Source organism: Ammonicoccus luteus (assembly GCF_050880385.1).
In the GTDB taxonomy this organism is placed as follows: Bacteria; Actinomycetota; Actinomycetes; order Propionibacteriales; family Propionibacteriaceae; genus Enemella.
In genome coordinates, this window is the sequence record NZ_JBNZCI010000001.1 from 413,415 (window position 1) to 436,786 (window position 23,372).

The window sequence follows — 23,372 nt, forward strand, 5'->3', positions numbered from 1 at the left end:
ACGTGGAGGTCAGCCGGGGTTCAGCTGGTGATGTCCTTGGTCGCGAATCGGGCCCAGGCGGCGGAACCGAACACCACCGTGTACGCCGCCGCCAGCAGCAGTCCCCGCTGGATGTTGTCGAAGAACATCGGATCGCGAAGCAGGTCGGTGCCGGCCATCCAGTGGTGCACGAACAGCCAGGGGTGCAGCCATTCCAACTGCGGGATCGTGTCGAGGATCCAGGAGATCATCACGACGCCCGCGGTCGCGAGAGTGGCGGCGATCGGTTGTTCGGTGAGGGTGGAGATGAACAACCCCACGGCCGCCAGTGCGGCGAGGCACACCCCCAGATAGCCGACGATCAGCAGCAGACGTCCCAGTCCGTCGGCAATCGGGATCTCCACACCGGACAGGAGCCGCACAGGTTTGAGGCCGAACAGCAGCAACCCGATCAGCAGCCCCGCGACGGCGACCGTGAGCGGGGCGAGGAAGGCACCGACGACCAGGCCCGCGTACTTCGTCACGATCAATCGCGTCCGGTGGACCGGGACGGTCAGCAGATAACGCAACGTGCCCTGGTTGGCCTCTCCCGCGATCGCATCCCCGCACAGGGCCGCGATCGCGAGGGGCAGGAACAGGGTGATCATCACGCTCAGGGCGCTGACGGCCACGAAGAAGCCGTTCTCGGTGATCTCACCGATGAAATCCGGCCCGTGCGGACCGCCGGGCCTCGACAGGCGGACGGCGACCGCCATCATGATCGGGATCGCGGCGAGCACCGCGAGACCGACCTGGTTGCGGCGCCGAGTGGCCATCAGCCGCAACTCGGAGCCCAGCAGCCGCACAGCCCTAGCCGCTGACATCGAAGCCCTCCCCCGTCTGGGCGATGAACAGATCTTCCAGGCTGGGCCGAGCGACTTCGAACCCGCGTACGCCGACCCCGGCGTGCACAAGCGCCGCGACCAGAGTCTCCGGCGCGTGGGTGTCCTCGAGGAAGCCGGTGACACCGCCGTCGGTCGGTGAGACGTCGTGGACGTGGTGGTCGGTGAGAACGGTCTCGGCGCCCGCGGGGTCGCCGGTCAGGACGGTGATGCGGGGGCGGGCACTGCCGCGTACCTCCGCCAACGGCCCCTGCGACACCAACTCCCCCGTCCGCATCATCCCCACGTGCGAACAGATCTGTTCGACCTCGCTCAGCAGGTGACTCGACACCAGGATGCTGACACCGTCGGCGTTGAGGTCGGACAGCAGCGCGCGCACCTCGCGCGTCCCTTGGGGGTCGAGGCCGTTGGTCGGTTCATCGAGGATCAGCAGGTCACGGGGTTGGAGCAGTGCGGCCGCGATGCCGAGGCGTTGGCGCATGCCGAGGGAGTACGCGCGGTAGCGCTTCCGGGCCGCCGCGCTCAGCCCGACCCGTTCGAGCGCCGCCCCGACACGCCGGCGACAGGTCGCGGGGTCCGCATTGAGGTCCGCGGCGTCGATGCGCACGAGATTGTCGTGCCCGGACAGATAGGGGTGGAACGCCGGACCCTCGACGAGGGCACCCACCCGGCCGAGGACGCGGGCATCGCCGTGGCCCACGGGCTGATCGAGGACGGTCGCGGACCCCGCGGTCGGACGGATCAGGCCGAGAAGCATGCGGATGGTGGTGGTCTTGCCGGAGCCGTTCGGCCCGAGGAAGCCATAGACCGCACCCTGCGGGACGTGGAGATCGACAGCATCGACCACGCGTTGCTTGCCGAAATCCTTGGTCAGGCCGGACGTGCGAACGGCGATCACTGCGGGATCGCGGCGACCACGACGTCGCTGGGCACCATGCCGACTGCCATCCGGCCATCGTCGGTAATGACGACCGTGAACAGCGAGCTGGTGAGCACCTTGCCGGTCCCCCACGCACCCTGCACGGTCGGCAGCTGCTCGACCATCTGCTGCAAGTCGGCCGGCGCACCCCGGTGCTCGGCGCGACGATGAGCGGCGGGATCGTCGTTCTTGGGCATCTCGGGCATCGCGGTGATCGTCACCTTGTCCCAGCCGTCGCCGACGACGGTTGGTTCCGGATGCTCGGCGGGCTTCTCCGTGCCCTCGTGCCGCGGTTTGTTGCTGGGGTCGATCTGGTCGACCGTGGCGCCTGTCGGCGGTGCGAAGTCGAACACCGAATCATCGGGCGCGCTGAAATCGACTTGGGTGAAGCCCACCTGGAGCGCCGGCTTGTCCGCGCCCGTCGACCAGACCTCGACCCGCAGTGGCGCGCGGGTCTCGGCGTCGATCGCGATTGTCACCTTCGCCACGAGAGTGTCGGTGGACTTGGGGTCGAGCACGAGTTCGTACGCAGACCGACCGGCCACACGGGAAGTCTGGGAGACGGTGACGCTGGTGGTCGGCTCGATGTTGGCGAGGATCTGCTGGGCGGCTTCCTGCGGCGTGCGCGGGGTCGTCGGTCCCGTCGGCCGCTGGGCATGCTTGGCCTCATGCTCGTCGGGCACCACCGCGTGCTTCACCGTGCGGTCCTTGCTCGACCACTGCCAGACGTCATCGCCGTTGCGGATGACCGACGACTCGGAACCATCAGCGAGAACGGAGATCCTGGATTTGTCGTCGCCGGCATGCCAGACACGGACGGTGTGCGTGCCGGACGTGAGGGCCGCGAAGTCGGAGTCGTCGCCGACAGGGAGGGCCGGCAGACCGAGGTCGCTGCGGGTTTCGACGGTTCCGGAGAACGCGTCGACCTGCGGGTTCTGCAACTCGACGAGCAGTTGTTCGGCCGTCTTGGGCGGCAGTGCCGGATCGGCGATCGCCTGGGGAGCGATCGTCGCCGCGCCGATCGCGGCCACGGCCAGGGCAGGCACGGCCCACCGGATCATCGGATGCCTCGAGGTCACAGCCATGGCGTCAGTCTAGGTCCCCGCGCCAAGCCCGGCAGGAGCCGCCGCGGAGCCGTCAGAAGTGCGGTGTCTTGAACGAAGCCTCCACCGCCTGGTTGTCATCGAGCCTGGCCGTCACGCCATAGCCCTTGTCCGACTGCCAGCCCGTGGCAGGGGTGGCCGACAGGGTGAAATTCCCGGCGTGGTCCGGATAGACGTTCAGGTCCACGGGGAGCACCGAGCTGAGGTCCTCATTCACCGACACCCGGACGCCGAAGCCGGGCGGAAACCCGCTCCCTGTGATCGTGATCGGCCCATTGCGTTCGGTGGGCGCGGTGGTCGTGATGAGCGCGCTGCCATCCAGCGCCGGAGGTGACGGCAGCGCTCGCTCGAGCGTGAAGAGCCGCTGACCGGTGCCCGGTGGGGACATCACCGTTCCATACCGCTGCACCTGAACGAAATAGGCACCCACCTGCCACGGCGCGACCGGCTTGATCGTCGTGGTGAACGTTCCATCGGGCGCGACCGCCACGGTATTGCCGCCCACATGGGTCGCACCGTTGTCGACGTCGACCTGCAGGCTCAGACCGGGAGTGAATCCTGTGCCGATGATCGCGATCGTGGCCCGGTCGGATGTCGGGAGGCCACCGGCCGCCACCCGCCCGTCACCCATCAGCGCCGGAGGCGCGACGGACTGGATCGGCGCGGGGGCCACTTGGGCGGGCTCGGGCGCCGCGGACCAGGGGCGCTGGACCATCCAGGCTCCCAGCAGCGCACCCACGCCCAGCGCCACGGCTGCGAAACGGAGGTTGATGCCAAACATGTCAGTCCTTCGGCCCGGCGGCTCAGACCACGCGCCAGCCGCGGCCGCGCATGAACTCGGCGAACGATTCGGCCCGGTCCGGCATGAGCTCGATGAGCAGACGACCGACCTGGCGCACCTCGTCGTGTTCGATCGAGATGTCCTCGATGTTGACGCCGGCATCGTCCGCATCAGCGAACAGGTGTGCAAGCGAGCCCGGGGTGTCCGGGATCTCGACGGTGACCACGGCATAGTCGATCGGGCGCCCGCCGTGCTTGCCGGGAATCGCTTGAGTGCCTCGACGGCCTGCCTCCAACAACTCCTTCACATCGCCACGCATTTCGAGTCGGCGGCCGAGCTCGCTGATCCGCTCTCCCAACGCTGATAACTCGCGACCGACTGCGGCGGAATTGCCCGCCAGGATCTGTTCCCAGAGCACGGGGTCCCCGGCCGCGATCCGCGTGACGTCGCGTACTCCTTGGCCCGCCAGAGCGAGGTGGTCCGCGGGACGACCCTCAAGGCCCGCCGCCACCATGGCCGACACCGCGTGGGGCAGATGGGAAACGGCGGCGACTGCGAGGTCGTGCTCATGGGGGTCCATCAGCAGGGTGCGGGCACCGCACGCCTTGCCCAGGGCGATCACCGCGTCCACGGCCCCGGGCGTGGCTGTGGCGTGCGGGGTGACGACCCAACTGCGATCGATGAAGAGATCAGGGGTGGCGGTGACCGGGCCGGCGAGGTGCGATCCGGCCATCGGGTGTGAGCCGACGTACCGCCGCAGTTCCAATCCCTCGCTCTCCAGCGCGGTCAGCACGCCTTGTTTGATCGACCCGACATCGGTGATGGTGGCGTTGGGGAACTCGTCCAGGGCAGCCGAAAGCACTCCCGGGAGCGCACGGGGCGGCACAGCGACCACCACGAGTGCCACGGCCTCGGGGTCGATGCTCTCGACTTGACCGGCCCCGCGACCGGCCGCGACGCGGGCATGGCTCAGCACCTTGTCCCGGAGGTGCACCTCTTCGCCGGCGGCGGTGAGGGCGCAGCCCACGGAGGCACCGACCAGGCCCGTGCCGATGATCAGGATCGGGCCGAGCGAGGATTCAGCTGTGTCGGCGCCGGCTGGCTGGCCGCTCACCGTGACGGCGTTCACTCCCCGCCCTCGACGGGTGCGGCCACCGCACCGAGGAGTTGAGCCAGCTGCGGCCCGCGTACCCGCCGGAACTTGCGGGGCTGGGTCCGAGTCCGGTCGAGGACCGCGACCTCCAAGGACTCAACGCTCAGCCGCTCACCCTCCCCGCTGAGGCCGGCCACGGCGTTGCGGATGGCATCCGCCAGAGGCGCGTCGTCGGCGTAGTGCTGCGCGATGCGCTTGGCGATCTCATCGGCGTTGCCGCCCATGACCGCGAAGTGTTCCTCGTCCCCGACCGATCCGTCGTAGGTCAGGCGGTAGATCTGATCGGTGGCCGCTGTCTGCCCGAGCTCGGCGACGATGATCTCGACCTCGTAGGGCTTCTCGGCGCCGGACGAGAAGATGGTGCCGAGCAGCTGGGCGTACGCGTTCGCGAGCCCTCGACCCGTGACATCCGCTCGGTCATAGGAATAGCCGCGCATGTCTGCGTGTCGGATCCCTGCGATCCGAAGGTTTTCGAACTCGTTGTAGCGCCCGACGGCGGCGAACCCGATCCGGTCATAGATCTCGGAGACCTTGTGCAAGGCCTGCGAACGGTTTTCCGCGACGAAGCAGATCCCGTCGGCATAGCGCATCACGACCACAGAACGGCCGCGCGCGATGCCCTTGCGGGCGAAGTCGGCGCGGTCCTTCATCTGCTGTTCGGGTGCCACATAGACGGGCATGCTCATGACGAACGGTCTCCTGGGTGGGTCGGTTTGGTCAGATCAGAGGTGCAGCGGGACCGTCGGGCCGTTCCTGCCGGGCGGCGATGATGCGGTCCACGATGACGCCGATGCGATCGGCGTCGAACGTGTCGATCCCCTCCGGCGAAGCGGTCATCACGACGGGGAAAATGCGCCGCTGCATATCCGGGCCACCGGTGGCGGAGTCATCGTCGGCCGCGTCATAGAGTGCCTGGATCACGACGGTCGCGCATTCCTCGGCCGTCAGGTCCTGCCGATAGAGCTTCTTGAGCGATCCGCGCGCATAGATCGAGCCGGAGCCGACCGCATGGAAGGCGGTCTCCTCATAGCGGCCGCCGGTGGCGTCGTAGGACCAGATCCGGCCTTGCTCGGCCACCAGGTCCCAGCCGGCGAACAGCGGCAGCACGGCGAGGCCCTGCATGGCCATCGGGAGGTTGCCGCGGATCATGGCCGCCAGGCGATTCGCCTTGCCGTCCAGGGACAGCGGGGCGCCCTCGATCTTCTCGTAGTGCTCGAGCTCCACGCGGAACAGGCGGACCATCTCCACAGCAAGACCCGCGGCGCCAGCGATCCCGACCAGCGAATATTCATCGGAGGCATAGACCTTCTCGATATCGCGCTGGGCGATCATGTTGCCCATCGTGGCCCGGCGATCACCGGCCATGACCACACCGCCCGGATAGGTCGCCGAGACAATCGTGGTGCCGTGGGGGGCAAGATGTGCAGCATCCGTGGCGGGCGCGCGATGCGCCGGCATCAACTCGGGGGCGACCTCGGTCAGGAACTCGGTGAAAGAGCTGGACCCCGCGCGCAGGTACGCGGCCGGCAGCCCCACACCGCGGCTCACTCGCCGCCCTTCTGCACGAAGGACCGGACGAACTCGGCCGCGTTGGATTCGAGGACCCCGTCGATCTCGTCGAGGATCGAGTCGAAATCGTCCAGGTCGGTCTGTTCGGCCCGGACCGGTTCTAGTTCCTCGAGTTCCTCTTCGGCCCGGCGTGCCCGTTCGTGGCGTGACTCGCTCATCTCTGCTCCCTCCGCCAGCGTTGGCGTGTGTGGAGTCCAAGCCTAGCCATTCTCTGCGACAGTCCCGTCCTGCTGTCCGGGGCGGGCTGGTACGCGGAGCCCGCGGCGGGATGCCCAGGCCCTGAGCACGCCGAGGAGGTGAACCAGCACCCCGATGATGATGAACGACAGGGTGACCATGCCGATGGTGGTGAGCACGACCGGCCAGCCGCCAGGGAGGGTGGGGTCGACGAAGGAATAGGGGTACCAAGCGGTGATCACGCCCAGCAACAGCAGCCAGCCGAGATAGATCAACGGATAGATAAGCCACAGGAACGGGCGGGCCCAGGTTGATCGACGGTCCATGTGGACCGTCACCCAGCCCACCAGCGCCACCACCGGCGCGAAGCGGTGCTCGATGATCCCGGTCCACCCGATATTCCAGATGAGGATCTCCTCGGGCGGCGCGACGACGAACACATAGACCAGTCCCGTCATCAGGAGATAGAAGGTCGAAGCACCGCGCAGGCCGTCCCACCAGCGGGGCAGGCGAGATCGGACGGTCAGGGCACCGATCACGAGCACGACGGCGAAGATGACGTTCGACTGGATCGTGAAATAGGAATAGAGCTGCAGCAGATCCACCTCGCCGCGGCCAGCGGCGGCGTCGAACGTATTGGCGATCAAAGCAGCAGCCACCAGCCCACCCACGACCAAGCGCAGCGCGCGGATCCAGGCACGGTCCGGATGGAGGATCCGGTCTGCTTCTCCGGCCTGTGACTCCACGTCTTGATGTTACTCCGCCTCAGGCGGCGGCGTGGATGGTGAATAGCGCGGCGACGCACTCGTGGATGCTGTAACCGTGACCGGCACCGGGCGGGAACACACGGTCATGGTCGGGCCGGATGGCCTGGTCGTGGGCCCAGTCCCCGAGCGCGTGGAGCAGCTGTTCGTCCGTCACGAGGTGGCTGGTGGCGGTGAGTTCGGTGCCGTCCGGCAGCGTGAACCGCCAAGCCCCGGGATGGCCGGTGATGGCAATCGCGCCGTCGTGGACGGCGGTGTGGTGGCGCTGGCACAACAACATCAAGTTCGGCAGATCGGTGGGCCCGCCGAGGGCCCAATGGATGATGTGGTGTGCCTTCAACCAGCGGGTATGGGTGCAGCCGGGGAACTGGCAATGCTTGTCCCGGGCGATGAGGGCGCGGCGCTGGCCACGGCTCACGGTCCGGCGGGCCCGGCCCAGATGCAGCGGGACGCCATCGCTGTCGCGGATCACGCCCTGCAGCGTGCAGTCACACGCCAGACGCGCCGCCGTCGTCGGCTCGATGCCACCGCGATTCGGGATCTCACACGTTCCCGCGGGAACGTCGTGGGCGGTGCAGTCGGGGTGGGTCAGGGTGTCGGCATCGACCAGCACGGTCACCAGGTGATGGTCATCCTCCGGGTCACGGGCATCGCCGGCCAGATACACCCGCGCCAGATCGAGCAGTGCATCCACCAACGGCACCCCAGGCGTCGACTCGGACTCGGATGTAGTGGCGGATTGCGCCGCCGACTGCGCGGTGCGCAGGGCGGCTTCGACCAGTGCGGCCTCATCCACCGGCAACAGAACGCGGAACTCTGTCAGATCGTCCTCACGCTCCTTGATGGTCAATGACCGCCGAGCTTCGGCCGCGATGCGCGAACCGGCCGCGCCCCGATAGGCCCGCACCGTGCGCGCAAGCTGCGACGCCGTCATCTCCAACGCCAGCTCGCACAGGCGTACCTCGTCGAACGGAAGTGATGCTTCGTTCTCCGTCTGTTCGGGGTCGGTCGAGGTGGTGTCGGTCGACGTGGTGTCGATCGAGGCGGTGTCGACATCGAGCAAACGGGTGATCTCACGGACCTTGGAATAGGTGAGCTGACCATCAGCCATCAACCGGTTGGTCTCCGGCAGATGCCCGAGCGCACGAGCAACCCGCACATGCTCACGAGCCGTGCCCGGCGCGATGGAGCAGGCGAAGGAGAGCCAGTGCGCGGTGGACGTGATGCCGTGGGACCAAGTCCACCCTTGAGTGCGGTCGAACTCAGCCAAGGCGGTCAGGAACTGGTGATCGAGCTGGGTCCGGGCAGCGGTCAGGCCCTGCAGTTTCTCGCCAAGCGTTTCAGCGCGCACACGGTCCAGATTGATCACCGGCGACGCATGGTCAGAAGCAGAGGCAGGGACAGCGAAATCCGACATGACGATCTCCAAGAGGAAGAGGACCAGTCCCTCAACCCCAACAGAAGCCACCGACACTTTCCGCAACGCGCAATTGCGCAGCGAGGCACTTCCGAGCAGAGAGCAGCGAGCGGGCGCAGGCGAGATGCGCGCTACAGGCCGAGCGCGACGATGAGGCCACCGATGTCGTCGTGGGCATCGAGCTGCGCGCCGACGTGATCCTTGGTCCCACGCAACGGGTCGAGCATCGGAATCCGCAGCAACGTGCGGCGCTGGGGTACCTCCACGATCAGCGAGTCCCAGGCCGCAGCGACCACCGACTGGGGATAGCGGGCCATGCAGCGGCCGCGGAAGTACGCCCGCGTGTCGGTCGGTGGTTCGAGCCGGGCTTGATCGATGTCCTCGTCGGTGAGGAGTCGCCGCATCCGGCCCTTGCGGACAAGTGCGGAATAGAGACTCTTCGCGGGATCCACATCGCTGTATTGCAGGTCGATCAACGCAAGCTTGGGATGGTCCCAGGTGAGCCCGTCTCGTTGCCGATAGGACTCCATCAGCGTCCACTTGGCGACCCAGTCCAGCCGGTCGCCCAAGTCACGCGGATCGCGGCGCAGGGCGTCGATGGTGTCCTGCCACGCGACCAGGAGGTCCTTGGCCTCGCTCAGATTCAGGAGTCGTTCGGGCTGTTGGTCGACCACCTTGGCGGCCGCTGCGGCGTACGTCTCCTGGAGATCCAGCGCCGTCATCTCCCGCCCGTCGGCGAGCTCGAGGAGCGCGCTGCAGGTCAGATCGTGGCTGACCGCCCGCATGGCGGCGACCGGCCGGGCGAGCCGTACGCCGTCACCGACCAGATTGGCCTCGATGGCCGCGAGGACCAGCCCGGCGGTCCCGACCTTCAGCCAGCCGGCGAACTCCGATCGGTTGGCGTCCCCGGTGATGACGTGCAATCGCCGGTGAAGGCGGTTGTCGGCGTGCGGTTCGTCACGGGTGTTGATGATCGGGCGGTTGAGGGTGGTCTCCAAGCCGACCTCGGCCTCGAAGAAGTCCGCGCGCTGGGTGATCTGGAAACCGGGCTGCTCGCTGTGCTGGCCGATCCCGACTCGGCCGGCGCCGGTGAGCGGCTGGCGAGAGACCAGGAAGCCGGTGAACTGCACCACCACGCGATGAAAAGGCGTGGAACGCTGGAGGAGATAGTTCTCGTGCGTGCCGTACGAGGCACCCTTGCCGTCGGTGTTGTTCTTGTGGATCCGCATCTGCTGACCGAGGCGAGCACCTGCGCGTTCGGCGGCAGCGTGCACGATCCGGTCGCCGGCAGCGTCCCAGAGCACGGCATCGCGCGCGGTGGTGACCTCGGGGCCCGAGTACTCGGGATGGGCATGGTCGACGTAGAGCCGCGCCCCGTTGGTGAGGATGAGGTTGGCCATCGTGTCGTCGTCGGTGAGCTGGCTGGGATGGGCGATGTCCCGGGGGACCGTGAAACCGCGCGCGTCCGCGAGGGGGTTCTCGGTGTCGTAGTCCCAGCGCTGGGTGGCGCCCGCGAGTTCGGCATACGTGCGCACCAGCAGGTTGCTCCAGTGCATCGGATGCAGCCCGGCAGCCGGGCCATCGCCATGGACCGTGATGCCGTATTCCGTTTCGATGCCGAACACGCTCATCCCGCGACTCTAGCGATGGCACGCATCCGCGGAGCCCTTGTCGGGGGAACGGCTCAGCGCTTGAGCTCCTCCCCTGCTGCGATCCGCGCCAGATCGGCGGCAGCGCGCCCCGCCGCCCAGCCCTCGTCGTCACTGATCATCGCCGAGGCCACCTCCGTCGTGGCCGGGAACATCGCCGCGAATGCCTGTTCGGTCTCCTGCCGTCGAGACGCAAGGATCGGCAGGAGGTCCCGCCCGGCAGCCTTCGCCTCCGCGCTGGCTTTGGCGGTCTCTTCGTCCGTGGCGGTACGCAGCCGCTCGCTGATGCGCTGAGCGAACGACATGAGAAAGGAGACCCGGAACGAGCGCGTACGCGAGGTCCCGTCCCAACGGACGCGGCTGCCTTCCCGCCTCAGGCTCGACGTTGCCTGGACCAACAGCGAGGTGAACAGATTTTGCACCGCCACCAACTCGGCGGGGAACCCGACGACGGTGCAGAACGACCATTCCTTCGCCCAGACGACTCGGCATGAACTGGCGTCCGCGACGGCCCCGAGCAGCATGGCCTTGGCCTGCTCATAGGGAGCGTCGAGACCGATCCGCAACGCCTGCGGGGCGTCCCCGGGAGCGCGCTGACCAGCCGCCGCCAACAGCGCCATGTCGATGCTGTGCCGAGCCATCAGCGCCTGCGCCGCAGCGGTGAACGACTCGGCCTCGGCCTCGAACGTCGTGGATTCCGCTTTGGCGAGCAGGCCTCGGACGCGAGCCAGGATGCGGTCGTCGACAGCCGGTCCAGCGCGCTCGGAACGTGGCTGGGCCTGGCCGGGCGGCGGCCAGTGTTGTTCGATTTTCGGCAGGTGGGTCAGCACGGCGGCCGCCTCCACTGCGCCGATCACGATCTGATCCCAGTCGCGGTGTCCGGTGCGTGCCCGCAGGTGCCCCGAGTCCTCGGGCCACCAGCGTTCGGCTTCCAGGGCATCGAGTTGATCCCAGAACCGCTGATCCACCAAAGCGCGCGCGTACTGGCCAAGCTCCCCCAGCATCGCGTCCCGCATGACCCGGCCCGCCCACTTCGACCGTTTGCGCGCGAGCCGGTGCAGGTCGTCCGGCTGCCAGCCCAGACCCCACAACAGCGCCAGCGTCCCGGCCAAGAGGTTCTCCAGGACCTCGGCCACTGTCTGTCGCCAGAGCGGGTCATCGCCGTCGAGTTGATGTGGTCGCCGGCGATTCTCGGCGGCCGCCAACACAGCCCGAGCAACCCGGTCGGAGACCTCGTCGGGCCGTCCCGGCCGCTCCTGATCGCTGTCGCGCAACCACCAGTCGCCCTCCCACGGGTCGGCGGGAACCCCGAAAGGGCTTGCAGCGAATCTGTTGTCGTCGATGGCCATGGCGTCCTCCTGAGGTCGGGGCTTCACCAACCTCCCAGCTAGGACCGACAAATCGAACGTCCGGACCGGAGCGGACAACACCAGCTTTGGATCGGACAACATCGGCCAGCAACTCGGACAGCCCCACTATTCTCGGCGGCATGAAGGTGGTCCTGGGGTTTCTCGTCGACGTCTGGCTTGTCCTGACGTTTGTTACCCTCAGTCGCCTCAGCCACAACCAGGTCATCGACGCTGCCGGAGTCCTCGGGACCGCTTGGCCGTTCCTGGTGGGGCTGGTTCTCGGATGGCTCATCACGCGATCCTGGCGGACCACGCTCACCTTCCCTGCGGCGCTCGGGGTCTTCGTGTGCACTCTGGCCCTCGGCATCGCGTTCCGTCACATCACCTTCACCGGCGCGCAACCTTCGTTCGTTGCCATGGCCTTCTCGGTGTTGTCCGTGCTGGTGATGGGGTGGCGGCTGATCGCGTACCTCGAAATCCGCCGGCGCACCATCCCCCAACCGGCCGACTAGCGGTGCTTCCCTGACAGCCGGGCGGCCGCGACCAGTGCCGCAATCAACACGATCACCGCATGAGCGACCCGTCCGGCCGGCGGCAGGAAGAACACCGGCAGCCAGGCACACATGGCGACCGAATGGACGGCGAGGGCTGCGCGTCCGATTCGATCGGGAGTACGCACGGCCCGCGCGACCAACACCGCCAACCAGCCGAGCGCGATCCAACCGCCGGCAAAGGTGATCATGGGCAGCGGGCCGTAGCGGAAAGCTTGGGCGATCGCGGCTGCCTGCTCCACGCGGAGGGATCCGAGGACATGGAGGCCGAAAGCCTCCGCCCCGTAGTACGGAACCAGCAGGCCGACCGACAGCCAGCCCAGGACGCGCCCCTTGCGTGTCGCCACGGAGCCGCCGAGTGCGGCGTACAGAACGAAGCCCGCGACCGCCAGCAGGTGCGAGACCGGCCACAGGATCTGGGACCAAGCAGCCGGGGTGTCTCCCTCGCTCCAGGGGCGGAGGGCGATGTACCCGAAGAGGGCCGCACCGGAGGCGGCCAGCAGGAGCGTCGGGAACGGGCGGCGAGTGGGGACCGATGTGGTGGTCGTCGTGTGGGCTGCGGTGTGGGCGGTCTGGATCATGTCTCTCTCCTCACGTAAAGCGAGAGCATTGCTCTCGAATGTAAGAATGCACGACCCGAAGGCTGCTCGCAAGAGCACTGCTCTCGATGTGGTGAAATGGCTCGCATGGCCACTGCCCGTGAACGACATCACGCCCTGCAGCGCGAGCGGATCCTCGACGTCGCGCGCGCCCATCTGGCCCGCGACGGGGCCGCCCAACTGTCGTTGCGCAAGGTAATCGCCGACGTGGGGATGGTGTCGTCGGCCATCCATCGGTACTTCCCCACCCGCGACGACCTCCTCACCGCGCTGCTGCTGGAGAGCTATCGCAACCTCGGCTCGGCGTTGGCGCGGGTGACCGATGAAGATCCCGCTGCACGATTCCGAGCGCTGGCGCACGCTTTCATCGAGTGGGCGCTCGAGCACCCGCAGGAGTTCGCGCTGCTCTATGGCACGCCGGTGGCCCACTATCGTGCACCCGGCGACACCATCGAGCTCGCCGGCGCGGTGGTCCGCCCGTTCCTGGTAGCGATCGCGGATGGCTATCGAGCGGGCCAGATCTCAGCTCCGGAGGAGTTGGTCGAGCCGCTGTACGCCCAGTCGTCCGCCATGACTGCAGCCGTGGGACTGGACATGCCACCTGGGATTGCCATCCGGGGTGTGGACGCGTTCGCCCACCTGGTCGGCGCGCTCGTGCTCCACCTCGGCGGCCATTTCGTGGGCACGTTCGAACCCTTTGCTCCCCTCGCGGACCGGCTCACGCTGGGAACCAGTCGAACCGCGGGCTTCGCCGACGGTGCTACGCTCCCCGGGATCGCGACCCCGTGACTGGGGCGACCAATTCGGGGGGCACGTGAGCGACGCTGATAGAAGACTCGAAGCCGCGGTCGAGGGGAAGAGACGCCAGAAATCGATCCGGCGCCTGCCCCATCTGATCGGCCGATCGCTGCGGCTCGTCTGGCGCGCCGGCCCATGGCTCTTCAGCACGTCGACGGCCATCCAACTCTTGAATGGACTGCTGCTGGCCGCCTAGGTGCTGCTGGTCGGCTTGGTGCTCGATGCGATTCTCCACGTTCAGGGCGGCGCCTCGTCATGGAACGCTGTCGTCCTTCCCGTCACCGGACTCGCGCTGGTGATGGGCCTGGGGAACGTCATAAGTGCTGCGCAAGGCCTGATGCAACGGCTATTGGGCGAACTGGTGGTGCTCGGCATCTGGGCAAGAGTGCTTGACGTATCAACGAAAGTGCCCCTGCTTGAGTTCGAGAGGCCGGCCTTCTATGACCGGCTCCAGCGTGTCCAGTCGAACGCCGTCACCCAGCCCTTCGCGCTCACCCAGGGCGTGATCGGCATCATCGGTGGTCTGGCCGGCCTCGTCGGCCTCGTCGCCTCGATCTTCGTGATGTCCCCCTTGGTGCTGCCCATCTTGGTCCTCGCCGGGCTGCCGCTCTATTTCGGTTCACGCATCCTCAGCAGGATGGAGTTCGACTTCGGGGTCGCCCAAGTGCCGGGAGTCCGGTTGCGCGGCTATCTGCGGTCACTGCAGGTTCAACGGGAATCAGCGCATGAGATCCGGGCTTTCGGGCTCACCGATGCATTGCGGGATCGATTCGACCGAAGCTATCTCACCTACATCACAGAGCTGCGTCGACACATCCGGAGACGGCTGACCGTTGCACTCAGCACCAACCTGCTGTCTGCTGCCGCGATCGCGCTCACCCTCGTCTTTCTGGTGTGGCTGGTTGCCCGGGGAGAGCTCGATCTGGCGTCGGCGGGGGCAGCGATCGTGGCTGTCCGGATGATCGCCGGACAGCTCACCGCTCTGTTCGGCGGAGTGCAGCGGGTGTTCGAATCGCGACTGTATCTTGACGATTTCGATGAGTTCCTGTCGATGACCCATCCAGAAGCAGCTCTCGAATCGGGCCGAGAGCCAGCTCCACATGGCTTCGCGACCCTCACTGCGCGGGACTTGACGTTCACCTATCCGGAAACAACTCGGCCTGTTCTGCAGGGCGTCTCGCTGACCGTCAACAAGGGCGAAATCGTCGCGCTGGTTGGTGAGAACGGTTCGGGCAAGACGACCTTGGCCAAGCTGCTGGCCGGTCTCTATCAGCCGTCCGGAGGCACCATCAGTTGGGATGGGGCCGATGTCCAGAGCTATGCGCCAGGCAGCCTGAACGAGTCGATTGCGCTGATCTTCCAGGATTTCATCCGATATCAGCTGTCTGCCCGCGAGAACATCGGCTTCGGTCGCGTGGACCAGGTTGGCGACTCGGAGGCGATCATTCGAGCAGCGCAACAGGCAGGTGCCCATGATTACCTCGAACGCCTGCCCGAGGGCTACGACACAATTCTGTCCCGAATGTTCAAGGGCGGGCAGGACCTATCCATCGGACAATGGCAGCGGGTTGCGATTGCCCGAGCGTTCTTCAGGGACGCGCCTTTTGTCATTCTCGATGAACCGACTGCTTCGCTTGATCCGCGCGCGGAGCACGCGTTGTTCGAGAAGCTGCGGGAGCTCTTGGCGGGGCGCACCGTCCTGTTTATCTCCCATCGGTTGTCGACCGTGCGATCGGCCGACCGGGTCTATGTCCTTCACGAGGGACAGATCATCGAGCACGGCACACATGAGGAGTTGATGGCCGTCGGTGGCCGGTACGCGGAATTGTTCACCCTGCAGGCCGCCGAATACCTCCGGCCCTCGAACGATGAAGGTGACTTGGACTAGGACGTGTTCAGGACGGGGATGGCCCTCTGGACTCGACGGATTCGTCGGCAAACCACGTCATCGGCTTGTAGTGGAGATGCACTCCGCCCCCGGTGACGATCAGTGGACCGCAGCGGAGCCAGACATGCGTCTCCAGCCCGCTCCGGTTCTTGTCGAACTTGGCGCCGTAATAGAACGTGGTGGGGATCCCTTTTCGATGCAGCAACCACCAAGCCGTGAGTGCCTGCGGATAGCAATTGCTGTTGGTCGGTGTCTTGTCCGCGAGCCGGGCGATAGCGCGTCCCACGCGTCGGGCAAATCGGACCTGGTCGCGGGACACGCCATCGGTGGACGTCTCGCGCATGGGTGTGCCCAGCCGCTTGGTGATGCTCTGCATTGTGCCGATCGTGATGACACCCCGCATGACGATCAACAGGGCATAGACGCGGAGCATGAAAAGGCGTCCCACTCCGGCTGCCCAGATGTCAGCGGCCATGCGGCGCACCCGCGTCCATCCTCGACCAGGACTTACAACCTCGCGCATAGGGTTCCCACTACAGCCTGCTAGGTGCTGACGACGAGGAGCCCACGGTCCTGGAGCTTCTCTAGGAACGCGATCGTTTCCTGATGGCAGGTGTCCACATCGACATCGAACTCGCCGCGGAGCCGCTCGCACAGCCGATCCACGGTCATCGGTGTCGCAAGGTGATCCCAGATCGCCTTGCCCACGTCTCGCAATCCGTAGTAGCTGCCGCCACTGATGTCCAGCATGACAGTCTCCGACTCACTCACGTCGTTGGCCAACACGTCGGCGCGTCGGTGTACCTGTGTCTTCAGCGAAATGTCACTCATTCCAATCCTTCCCTGCTCTGCAATCGTCGCAGCACCAAGTCGGCGAGCTGCTCGACGCTGTCCAAGCCAGCAGGGCGCCTCACTCGGAGAATGTTCGCCGATTTCGCGACTTGGGCGGCGAGCTCGAAATGTGTTGCCCTGCGATCCAGCCCGTCCAGCAGAATTCCGCGATAGGTATTGTGAATCACAGTCGGAAATGCCTCGATCGGGCTGAGTTCCTCAATGACGCACTCATACCCGTCATAAGGACCCGCGAGATGCACCAGATGCGTCAACGGAATATCTCGTTCCGAGAACTGTTCCGGGACCTGACGCTCGAACTTGTCCCACGATCTCTTGGTCCGGGGCAGATTGGACGTGTCAATGGCAAGCCGTTCTGCAGCATCGGCCCAGAGCCGTGTCCTCGGATAGGACGGGACGACGATAGGAGTGCCGTCCTGGTCGACGCGCACCGCACAGACATCATCCACGACCATCGGATAGCCCCGCCTGAGAAATTCTGCCAAGAGCGTGCTCTTCCCTGATCCCGAGTCGCCCGCGAACAGGACACACCCGTGGTCAGTCGCTACGCCACTTGCATGCAGAACAAGAAAGCCACGCTGGTGCAGGAGGGCACCCAAACAGGTGCCCAGCAAATAGACCCGGAGATCGTGCGGAGTCGCGTCCGGATGAGGGTCAATAAGGATTTCCCGCCCACCACGAACCAAGTATCGCCCGACATCGGAGATCCGCAGCAACAACGCTTCTGCGTTGACCTGGTGCACAGCACTGGAACCGGCCGGGTTGCAGAGTTCGTCAGGGAACTCGGCCACCGCGACCGTCACATCGGGCGCCGTGTCACGGCTTCGATCGTCCTCGCCCGCCGGCAGCATCTACGGGATGGGAATGGTCGAGGAAAAAACGAGCCCGTAGGCCCGGAATCGGTGGCGGATTTCGTCGCTCATCAACCCTCCATCACTGTGCCGACAACTGAGTGAAGGCGAGCCAGACGCCAGAGCCGATCTGATTTCCCACCCTATCCAAGCTGGCCAGCATTTGGTGAATATCGATGTACGGGTTGTCCAAACGTCCCATGAGCGGGTCGCGGTAGGCGAGCGTCGGTTCGCGCAGCACGGCCTTCATCTGGTGGATCGCTGCGTTGTCATACTTCGAAGGGTTCCAACTGAGCGAATCCGGGAGAACACCCTTCATGGCGGTTCTATACAACCACCGTTTCCAGCCGTTTCGGAAGAACATCCGACCCGGCAGACTGAGCGCGAAATCCAGCACCCTTCGGTCAAGGAGTGGAAACTTGTACGTGAGGCCGAGGGACGCGCCGTGAGCCGCCCACGACTCCATGCGCGCCGGGAGGTGTCCGCGCCTCAGCAGCGCGGCCTGCACTCGACGCACGCCAACGAACTCTCGGATTGGGCGCGGCTCCAGGGGGTCGACAGCCGTCAGGAGTTCGGCAAAGTCAGGCTGGAAATACTTGGGCACAGGCACTGGTTCCCGTCGGCGATAGACGAGAGTGTCCGGCAGCAACGGCCAAACAACGCGGTGTTTCCAAGCACCTCGCAACGTGCCCCCATGGATGCGTTGTCGGAGGCGGAACTCCCGGTGCACGGTGGACAGGTCGCCGCGGCGGGCCAGTTCGGCGAAGTAGCCACGCCCATTGAACGCAATTGCCTCGTCGCCGCCCCACCCTGACAGCATCGTGCGGACCCCTGACACGACCGCCTGACGACTCGTCGCCATCTCATAGTCCAAGGTGGTCCGAGGACGCAGAGGAACGTCCCTGTAGACAACTTCCACGACGTCACTCGGCTGGATCCGTGCGTGGAGATCGGGACTTCTCTCGAACCGAACCTTGTTCGCAAGTTCACGCAAGCGGAGATCACCGAAGAACTGACCGCTGGTGGCTTCGAGATCAAGTATTTCGCGCGGGCGCCCTACGGCCACGCGGTCGCGGTGGCCACCGGACCCGATCACGAACCTGCGACCTGACGGATCACAAGTACTGACCCGTATTCGCGGACGTCTCGATGCTGCGGTTGGTCGGGTGCTTGGCGGTGTAGAGCGTGCGAATGAACGCGATCCGCTCGCCCTTCTTGCCGGAGATCCGGGCCCAGTCGTCGGGGTTGGTGGTGTTCGGCAGGTCCTCGTTCTCGGCGAACTCATCGTCACACGCCTGCAGCAGGTGCCCGACGTTGATCCCGCCGGATCCGTCGCGCAACCGGTCCTTGATCGCCGACTTCTTGGCACGCCCGACGATGTTCTGGATCATCGCCCCGGAGGCAAAGTCCTTGAAGAACAGCACTTCCTTGTCGCCGCCGGCGTACGTCACCTCGAGGAACCGGTTCTCCGGTGACTCGGCGTACATATGCGCCACCGCCGCATCGATCATCGCCTGCCGGCACAGTTCCGGATCGCCGTCGAACCGGGCCAGGTCGGCCTCGTCCAACGGCAGGCCAGGCGTGAAATAGCGCGCGAAGATCTCGCGACCCGCCTCGGCGTCCGGCCGTTCGATCTTGATCTTCACGTCCAGGCGGCCGGGCCGCAGGATGGCGGGGTCGATCATGTCCTCCCTGTTCGACGCACCGATCACGATGACGTTGTTCAGCCCTTCGACACCGTCCAGCTCGCTCAGCAGCTGGGGCACGATCGTCGTCTCCACGTCGGAGGACACACCACTCCCCCGCGTCCGGAACAGCGAGTCCATCTCGTCGAAGAACACGATCACCGGCATGCCCTCGGACGCCTTGGCACGGGCACGCTGGAAGATCAGGCGGATATAGCGCTCGGTCTCGCCGACATACTTGTTGAGCAGTTCCGGACCCTTGACGTTCAGGAAGAAGCTGCGGCCCTCCTCCCCGGTCAGCTCGGTGACCTTGCGCGCCAGTGAGTTCGCGACGGCCTTGGCGATCATGGTCTTCCCGCACCCGGGCGGACCATAGAGCAGGACCCCCTTGGGGGCGGTCAGTTCATATTCGGCATAGAGATCGGCGTGCAGGAACGGCAACTCCACGGCGTCCTGGATCTGCTCGATCTGGCGGGTCAGTCCCCCGATGGCCGAATAGTCGATGTCCGGCACTTCCTCCAGCACCAGATCCTCGACCTCGAGCTTGGGCACGACCTCGAACGCATAGTGCACCTTGCGGTCGACCATGAGCAGGTCGCCCGGGCGCAACGTGCGCTCCACGAGCTCATCGGCGAGGCGCACCACCAACTCCTCGTCGGCGTGCGCCGTCACCACAGCGCGGCGCCCGTCGTGCAGCAGGTCCTTGAGCGCGGTGATCTCTCCCGACTGCGGCGGCCCGACCACCCCGACGATGACCAGCGACTCGTTCAGCAGGACCTGCGCGCCCGGGATCAGCGCGTCGACGGACACGTCATCGGCGACGCTGGTGCGCACCCGCCGGTTGGCGGTCTGGATGTCCGCGAGTCGCAGTTCGGCGTTCGGCTCGGCCGGCAGCAGCGCGTCGAGGATCCCGAACGTCAGGGGCGGCGCGCCCAGCGCATCCAGCTGTGTCTTGAGGGTGACGATGCGGTCCTTGGCGTCCCGGAGCGTACGCGCCAAACGCTCGTTCTGTGCCGCCACGCTGCGGGCGTCACTCCGCGCCTCGGCGAGCCGCTTCTCCAGCGCGGCCAACTCCCGCGGGTGCCGCGCGATTCGGTCCCGCAGCTCGGCCACCTCGGCCCGCAGTGCACTGACACGGGCCTGCAGGTCCGGGTTCGCTTCACTCACGACAACCTCCTCGTTGACGATTCACAGTACCCGCGCGGACCCACTCCCCGGGCCTACTCCTCCGTGTCGGCCTCCGGCACCCAGGGCGGCCGTGGTCCGGTGTAGTCCGGACCGTACGCCCCCGGCGCCGGCCGGCGCTTCCGCAGCGGACTCGTCACCCCGGGCGCCAGCCGCCGAGCGGTGACGAGGAAGCCGGTGTGGCTCGACGTTCCGTGTGCCGGCCGGATCGCCAGCCCCTCTGCGTGCCACTTGCGCACGATCGTCTCCGTCCCCTCGGGCTCGGTGAACCCCTGGTGCACCCGGATCGTGTCCATGACGCGCCCGAGTTGGGTGGTGGTGGCGACATAGCAGAGGAGTACGCCACCAGGCACCAGCCGCTCCGCCACCGCGTCGATGCACTCCCACGGCGCGAGCATGTCGAGCACGACCCGGTCGAGCTCCGCCGGGTCGTCCGGGTCGGCGGTCAACGACTCCACCAGATCCCCCACCCGGACCTCCCACGCGGGATGCGGCCCCTCGAGCCAGGTCTCGACGTTCCGCTGGGCGATCTCGGCGAAGTCGGCACGCCGTTCATACGACCACAACCGCCCTGTCGGCCCGATCGCCCGGAGCAGCGACAGCGTCAGGGCGCCGGAGCCGACCCCGGCTTCCAACACGCGGGCGCCCGGGAAGATGTCGGCGGCCATCACGATCTGGGCCGCTTCCTTGGGATAGACCACGGCCGCCCCGCGCGGCATCGTCACGGAGAAGTCCGACATGAGGGGCCGGAGCACGAGGAACTCCATGCCACCAACGGACCGCACCACGACCCCGTCCGGTCCCCCGATGAGATCGTCGTGTGCGATCCCGCCCTTGGTCGTGTGGGTCTTGCGCCCGGCACCGAGCCGCACCGAGTGCATCTTGCCCTTCGGGTCGGTGAGCGTCACCCACTCACCTTCGGCGAGCGGCCCCGTGCGTACGCCGGAAAGGTCCTGATGAACGCCCAACTGATCAGACATGCGTGAACCCCCACAGCCCCAGTTGCCAGCACGGGCCGATCCAGTTCTGGTGCTCGATGTTGACCGGGTTGAATCCGACGCCTGGGGTTTTCCAGAACGTTTCGTCGGCCTGCGCGAGGGGCACCACGGTCGCGTCGGCGGCAGCCGCCTCCTGCAGGGCTTGCGCGGCCGCCTCGGCGTCCGGCAACGTCTCCGCAGCCCGGAACGCGAGCTCCAACTCCCGCACGGCGGCCTCCCGGCCAGGGAGCGGGAACTCCACATAAGGCTGCAGCCAGGCCAGCTCGGTGTTCGTCCACGCCTGCGTCAGCCGCAGCCGGACGTCGGCGTCCGGATCATCGCCGACGAGCCGGACCGTCAGTTCGGGCTCCAGCGCTGTCTTCACCCGGTCGGCCATCTCGGCCTGCCCGGGCAGCCGGCTGTCAAAGCCGAGGGTGAGCTCGCCGCTCACCCCGTGCGCCTCGGGCCGGTCCCCCATCGAGAAGGTGGCGGCGCTGAAACCCGCGCCCTCCGGCACGACCGAATCCAGCGTCCGGATCGTCCCGGTGGCGTCCCGCACCCATTCCCGCACGGCGGCGTCGTCCCGGCGCGGCGAGTCCGGGTTCCAGACCAGCCGCTGAACGGCCGCACCCGGCAGGTCCTCCGCCTCGAACGTCCCGTCGTTGGGCACCCGGCCCGGCGGAACGCGCCACAGCACGTCGACGGTGCGCGTGGCGACCGCTCGATCCAGGGCTTCGGGCGTGGAATAGGTCTTGAGGGAAACTGCAGGGGTCGACGGCCAGTACGGCCCGTTGTAGCGCTGATAGCGGATCAGCCGCAGCTCGTCGAGGTTCGAGACGTCGGCGAAGAACGGGCCCGAGCTCGAAGGTCGCTGCCACTGCGGCCAGAGCTCGTTCGCGTTGTAGACCGACTCGTCCACGATCGAGGCCGCCGGGGACGCAAGCGCATAGCCGAACGCGCGATCGTGCTGCTTGAGCTTGAAGTCGATGCGCCACTCGTCGTCCTCCGGGATGATCATCTCCTCGATCGTGTCGAGGAGCCGCGCGGAGGAGCCGGGCACCGCGAGCGCCCGAGCGCGTTCGATGGAGAACTTCACGTCGCTGGCCGTCAGATCGTTGCCGTTGGTGAACGACAGGTTCTTGCGGATACCGCACGAATAGGTGAGCTCGTCGATATACCAGCAATCCGTCGCCGCGTCCGGTTTCAGCGCACCGGTCCCGACCTGGACCGTCATGAGTCGCTGAAAGACGTTGAGCGCATAGATCGTGGACCCGGTGTCGGTGGCTGCTGCCGGGTCGGTGGTGGTCACGCGCCCGAACGTCGCCACGGTCAGCGGCCGCTCCACAACGGCGGCCGGGTCATCCTCGGGCGTCACGTCGACCGTGCAGCCCGACGCCACCGCAACAGCCAGCACGATGCCGCTCAGCGCCGCTGCCTTCAGGCCGGCGCGCAAACCCCGCGTCACCGGACCAGCTCCGCGGACATCAGGGCGCGCAATTCGGCAACTCTCACGCCCGACAGTGTCTCAAGCAGCACTCGACGCTCTGCAGGCGGCGGGGTGACGACGTTCGGCACGACGGCAACCACGCAGCCGGCGGAGTTGCCGGAGTCGGCGCCCGTGAGAGAGTCCTCGATGACGAGGCAGTCCTCCGGACGTACGCCGAGTTGGGCGGCCGCGGTGAGATAGGGCTCCGGATGCGGTTTGCCGTGGGTGACGTCGTCGCCGCCGACCACGACCGCGAACGGGCTGTCGTCCAACCGGTCGAGCACGGTCACCAGCATCTCCCGGAAAGACGCGGACACGAGCGCGCACGGAATGCCGGCTTCGCGCAAGTCGGCCAGCAGAGCCGGCACACCGGGGCGCCACTCCAGATCGGCCACCCGCAGGTCCTCGAGCACACGCGCGACCAGCAGCTCGGTCACCTGCTCGTCGGTCAGGTCGTCGCGGCCGGCCGCCAAGCGGATGGATCGGCCGGTCCGGATGAGGGAGTTGCCGATGTTGGCCTTCGCCAACTCGTCGGACCACTGGCCGCCGAGTTCTTCGGTCAACCTATGCTCGTTGCTGATCCAGAATGGTTCGGTGTCGACCAACGTGCCGTCAAAGTCCCACAGGACTGCGGCGGGCAGAGCTGTGGACGAGGAAATCGGGTGCGCATTCATGTCCCGGCCAGTGTCCCAGAGAAAATCGCGAGCCCAAGACAGGACCCACCGGACGAACCCGTGGGCCACAATGGCCCAGCGGCTG

General features: G+C 66.7%; 24 protein-coding genes and 1 pseudogene. 4 read left to right on the forward strand and 21 right to left on the reverse strand.

From position 1 onward, the window contains the following. Window positions 1–20: 20 nt before the first annotated feature. The 12 genes from ACQ260_RS01955 to ACQ260_RS02010 all read right to left on the reverse strand — a co-directional run bounded on the left by ACQ260_RS01955 (window position 21) and on the right by ACQ260_RS02010 (window position 11,741). On the reverse strand, window positions 21–842 hold the full coding sequence (locus ACQ260_RS01955) for an ABC transporter permease (RefSeq protein ID WP_432557714.1): 822 nt from the start codon (window positions 840–842) through the stop codon (window positions 21–23). After that, the gene (locus tag ACQ260_RS01960) at window positions 829–1,758 is read right to left on the reverse strand and encodes an ABC transporter ATP-binding protein (RefSeq protein WP_432557715.1); all 930 of its coding nucleotides are present in this window, start codon (window positions 1,756–1,758) and stop codon (window positions 829–831) included. Before ACQ260_RS01960 ends, ACQ260_RS01955 begins: the two co-directional genes overlap by 14 nt. Continuing rightward, entirely contained in the window at window positions 1,755–2,864 is a 1,110-nt protein-coding gene (locus ACQ260_RS01965) for a LolA family protein (RefSeq protein WP_432557716.1), read from the reverse strand. Before ACQ260_RS01965 ends, ACQ260_RS01960 begins: the two co-directional genes overlap by 4 nt. 52 nt (window positions 2,865–2,916) lie before the next feature. Next, window positions 2,917–3,663: a hypothetical protein gene (locus ACQ260_RS01970; protein ID WP_432557717.1), complete on the reverse strand. Its 747-nt coding sequence runs from the start codon at window positions 3,661–3,663 to the stop codon at window positions 2,917–2,919. Between the two features lie 22 nt (window positions 3,664–3,685). Beyond that, on the reverse strand, window positions 3,686–4,777 hold the full coding sequence (locus tag ACQ260_RS01975; protein WP_432557718.1) for a prephenate dehydrogenase: 1,092 nt from the start codon (window positions 4,775–4,777) through the stop codon (window positions 3,686–3,688). A gap of 11 nt (window positions 4,778–4,788) precedes the next feature. Continuing rightward, complete coding sequence (prcA, locus tag ACQ260_RS01980; protein ID WP_432557719.1) at window positions 4,789–5,502, reverse strand: proteasome subunit alpha; 714 nt, start codon at window positions 5,500–5,502, stop codon at window positions 4,789–4,791. Window positions 5,503–5,533: 31 nt separating this feature from the next. Further along, window positions 5,534–6,364, reverse strand: coding sequence for a proteasome subunit beta (prcB, locus tag ACQ260_RS01985; RefSeq protein ID WP_432557720.1), 831 nt, complete (start codon window positions 6,362–6,364; stop codon window positions 5,534–5,536). Further along, window positions 6,361–6,543, reverse strand: coding sequence for a ubiquitin-like protein Pup (locus ACQ260_RS01990; protein WP_432557721.1), 183 nt, complete (start codon window positions 6,541–6,543; stop codon window positions 6,361–6,363). Before ACQ260_RS01990 ends, prcB begins: the two co-directional genes overlap by 4 nt. Before the next feature lie 42 nt (window positions 6,544–6,585). Beyond that, complete coding sequence (locus tag ACQ260_RS01995) at window positions 6,586–7,308, reverse strand: Pr6Pr family membrane protein (RefSeq protein ID WP_432557722.1); 723 nt, start codon at window positions 7,306–7,308, stop codon at window positions 6,586–6,588. Between the two features lie 19 nt (window positions 7,309–7,327). Then, on the reverse strand, window positions 7,328–8,677 hold the full coding sequence (locus ACQ260_RS02000; RefSeq protein WP_432557723.1) for an HNH endonuclease signature motif containing protein: 1,350 nt from the start codon (window positions 8,675–8,677) through the stop codon (window positions 7,328–7,330). Window positions 8,678–8,874: 197 nt separating this feature from the next. Next, complete coding sequence (dop, locus tag ACQ260_RS02005) at window positions 8,875–10,374, reverse strand: depupylase/deamidase Dop (RefSeq protein WP_432557724.1); 1,500 nt, start codon at window positions 10,372–10,374, stop codon at window positions 8,875–8,877. A gap of 53 nt (window positions 10,375–10,427) precedes the next feature. Beyond that, entirely contained in the window at window positions 10,428–11,741 is a 1,314-nt protein-coding gene (locus ACQ260_RS02010; protein WP_432557725.1) for a DUF2786 domain-containing protein, read from the reverse strand. Window positions 11,742–11,881: 140 nt separating this feature from the next. Here ACQ260_RS02010 and ACQ260_RS02015 point away from each other — a divergent pair, with 140 nt between their 5' ends. Next, entirely contained in the window at window positions 11,882–12,253 is a 372-nt protein-coding gene (locus tag ACQ260_RS02015) for a DUF3054 domain-containing protein (RefSeq protein WP_432557726.1), read from the forward strand. Here ACQ260_RS02015 and ACQ260_RS02020 read toward each other — a convergent pair. Then, window positions 12,250–12,873 (reverse strand): hypothetical protein, encoded by a 624-nt coding sequence (locus tag ACQ260_RS02020; RefSeq protein ID WP_432557727.1) that lies wholly within the window; start codon window positions 12,871–12,873, stop codon window positions 12,250–12,252. The two genes, ACQ260_RS02015 and ACQ260_RS02020, sit on opposite strands and share 4 nt — an antisense overlap. A 105-nt stretch (window positions 12,874–12,978) precedes the next feature. Here ACQ260_RS02020 and ACQ260_RS02025 point away from each other — a divergent pair, with 105 nt between their 5' ends. Both ACQ260_RS02025 and ACQ260_RS02030 read left to right on the forward strand, forming a co-directional pair. Then, the gene (locus tag ACQ260_RS02025; RefSeq protein WP_432557728.1) at window positions 12,979–13,680 is read left to right on the forward strand and encodes a TetR/AcrR family transcriptional regulator; all 702 of its coding nucleotides are present in this window, start codon (window positions 12,979–12,981) and stop codon (window positions 13,678–13,680) included. A gap of 205 nt (window positions 13,681–13,885) precedes the next feature. Beyond that, a complete protein-coding gene (locus ACQ260_RS02030) occupies window positions 13,886–15,577 on the forward strand; it encodes an ABC transporter ATP-binding protein (protein WP_432557729.1) in 1,692 nt (563 codons plus the stop codon). Between the two features lie 7 nt (window positions 15,578–15,584). Here the strand turns inward: ACQ260_RS02030 and ACQ260_RS02035 are convergent, their stop codons facing one another. The 4 genes from ACQ260_RS02035 to ACQ260_RS02050 all read right to left on the reverse strand — a co-directional run bounded on the left by ACQ260_RS02035 (window position 15,585) and on the right by ACQ260_RS02050 (window position 18,142). Continuing rightward, entirely contained in the window at window positions 15,585–16,052 is a 468-nt protein-coding gene (locus tag ACQ260_RS02035) for a lasso peptide biosynthesis B2 protein (protein ID WP_432557730.1), read from the reverse strand. Between the two features lie 68 nt (window positions 16,053–16,120). After that, entirely contained in the window at window positions 16,121–16,408 is a 288-nt protein-coding gene (locus ACQ260_RS02040; RefSeq protein WP_432557731.1) for a PqqD family peptide modification chaperone, read from the reverse strand. Continuing rightward, window positions 16,405–17,280 (reverse strand): hypothetical protein, encoded by an 876-nt coding sequence (locus tag ACQ260_RS02045; RefSeq protein ID WP_432557732.1) that lies wholly within the window; start codon window positions 17,278–17,280, stop codon window positions 16,405–16,407. Before ACQ260_RS02045 ends, ACQ260_RS02040 begins: the two co-directional genes overlap by 4 nt. A gap of 82 nt (window positions 17,281–17,362) precedes the next feature. Further along, window positions 17,363–18,142: an asparagine synthase-related protein gene (locus ACQ260_RS02050; protein WP_432557733.1), complete on the reverse strand. Its 780-nt coding sequence runs from the start codon at window positions 18,140–18,142 to the stop codon at window positions 17,363–17,365. A gap of 81 nt (window positions 18,143–18,223) precedes the next feature. On the opposite strand from ACQ260_RS02050, the gene ACQ260_RS02055 reads away from it, so the two are divergent. After that, window positions 18,224–18,391, forward strand: a complete 168-nt coding sequence (locus tag ACQ260_RS02055) for a hypothetical protein (protein ID WP_432557734.1) — start codon at window positions 18,224–18,226, stop codon at window positions 18,389–18,391. Window positions 18,392–18,395: 4 nt separating this feature from the next. Here the strand turns inward: ACQ260_RS02055 and arc are convergent, their stop codons facing one another. The 4 genes and pseudogenes from arc to ACQ260_RS02075 all read right to left on the reverse strand — a co-directional run bounded on the left by arc (window position 18,396) and on the right by ACQ260_RS02075 (window position 23,287). Then, window positions 18,396–20,132, reverse strand: a complete 1,737-nt coding sequence (arc, locus tag ACQ260_RS02060; protein ID WP_432557735.1) for a proteasome ATPase — start codon at window positions 20,130–20,132, stop codon at window positions 18,396–18,398. Between the two features lie 53 nt (window positions 20,133–20,185). Continuing rightward, window positions 20,186–21,082: pseudogene (locus ACQ260_RS02065) on the reverse strand (tRNA (adenine-N1)-methyltransferase); the annotation flags it as partial. Between the two features lie 40 nt (window positions 21,083–21,122). After that, on the reverse strand, window positions 21,123–22,592 hold the full coding sequence (locus ACQ260_RS02070; protein ID WP_432557736.1) for an ABC transporter substrate-binding protein: 1,470 nt from the start codon (window positions 22,590–22,592) through the stop codon (window positions 21,123–21,125). Beyond that, the gene (locus ACQ260_RS02075) at window positions 22,589–23,287 is read right to left on the reverse strand and encodes an HAD family hydrolase (RefSeq protein ID WP_432557737.1); all 699 of its coding nucleotides are present in this window, start codon (window positions 23,285–23,287) and stop codon (window positions 22,589–22,591) included. Before ACQ260_RS02075 ends, ACQ260_RS02070 begins: the two co-directional genes overlap by 4 nt. Window positions 23,288–23,372: the final 85 nt, after the last annotated feature.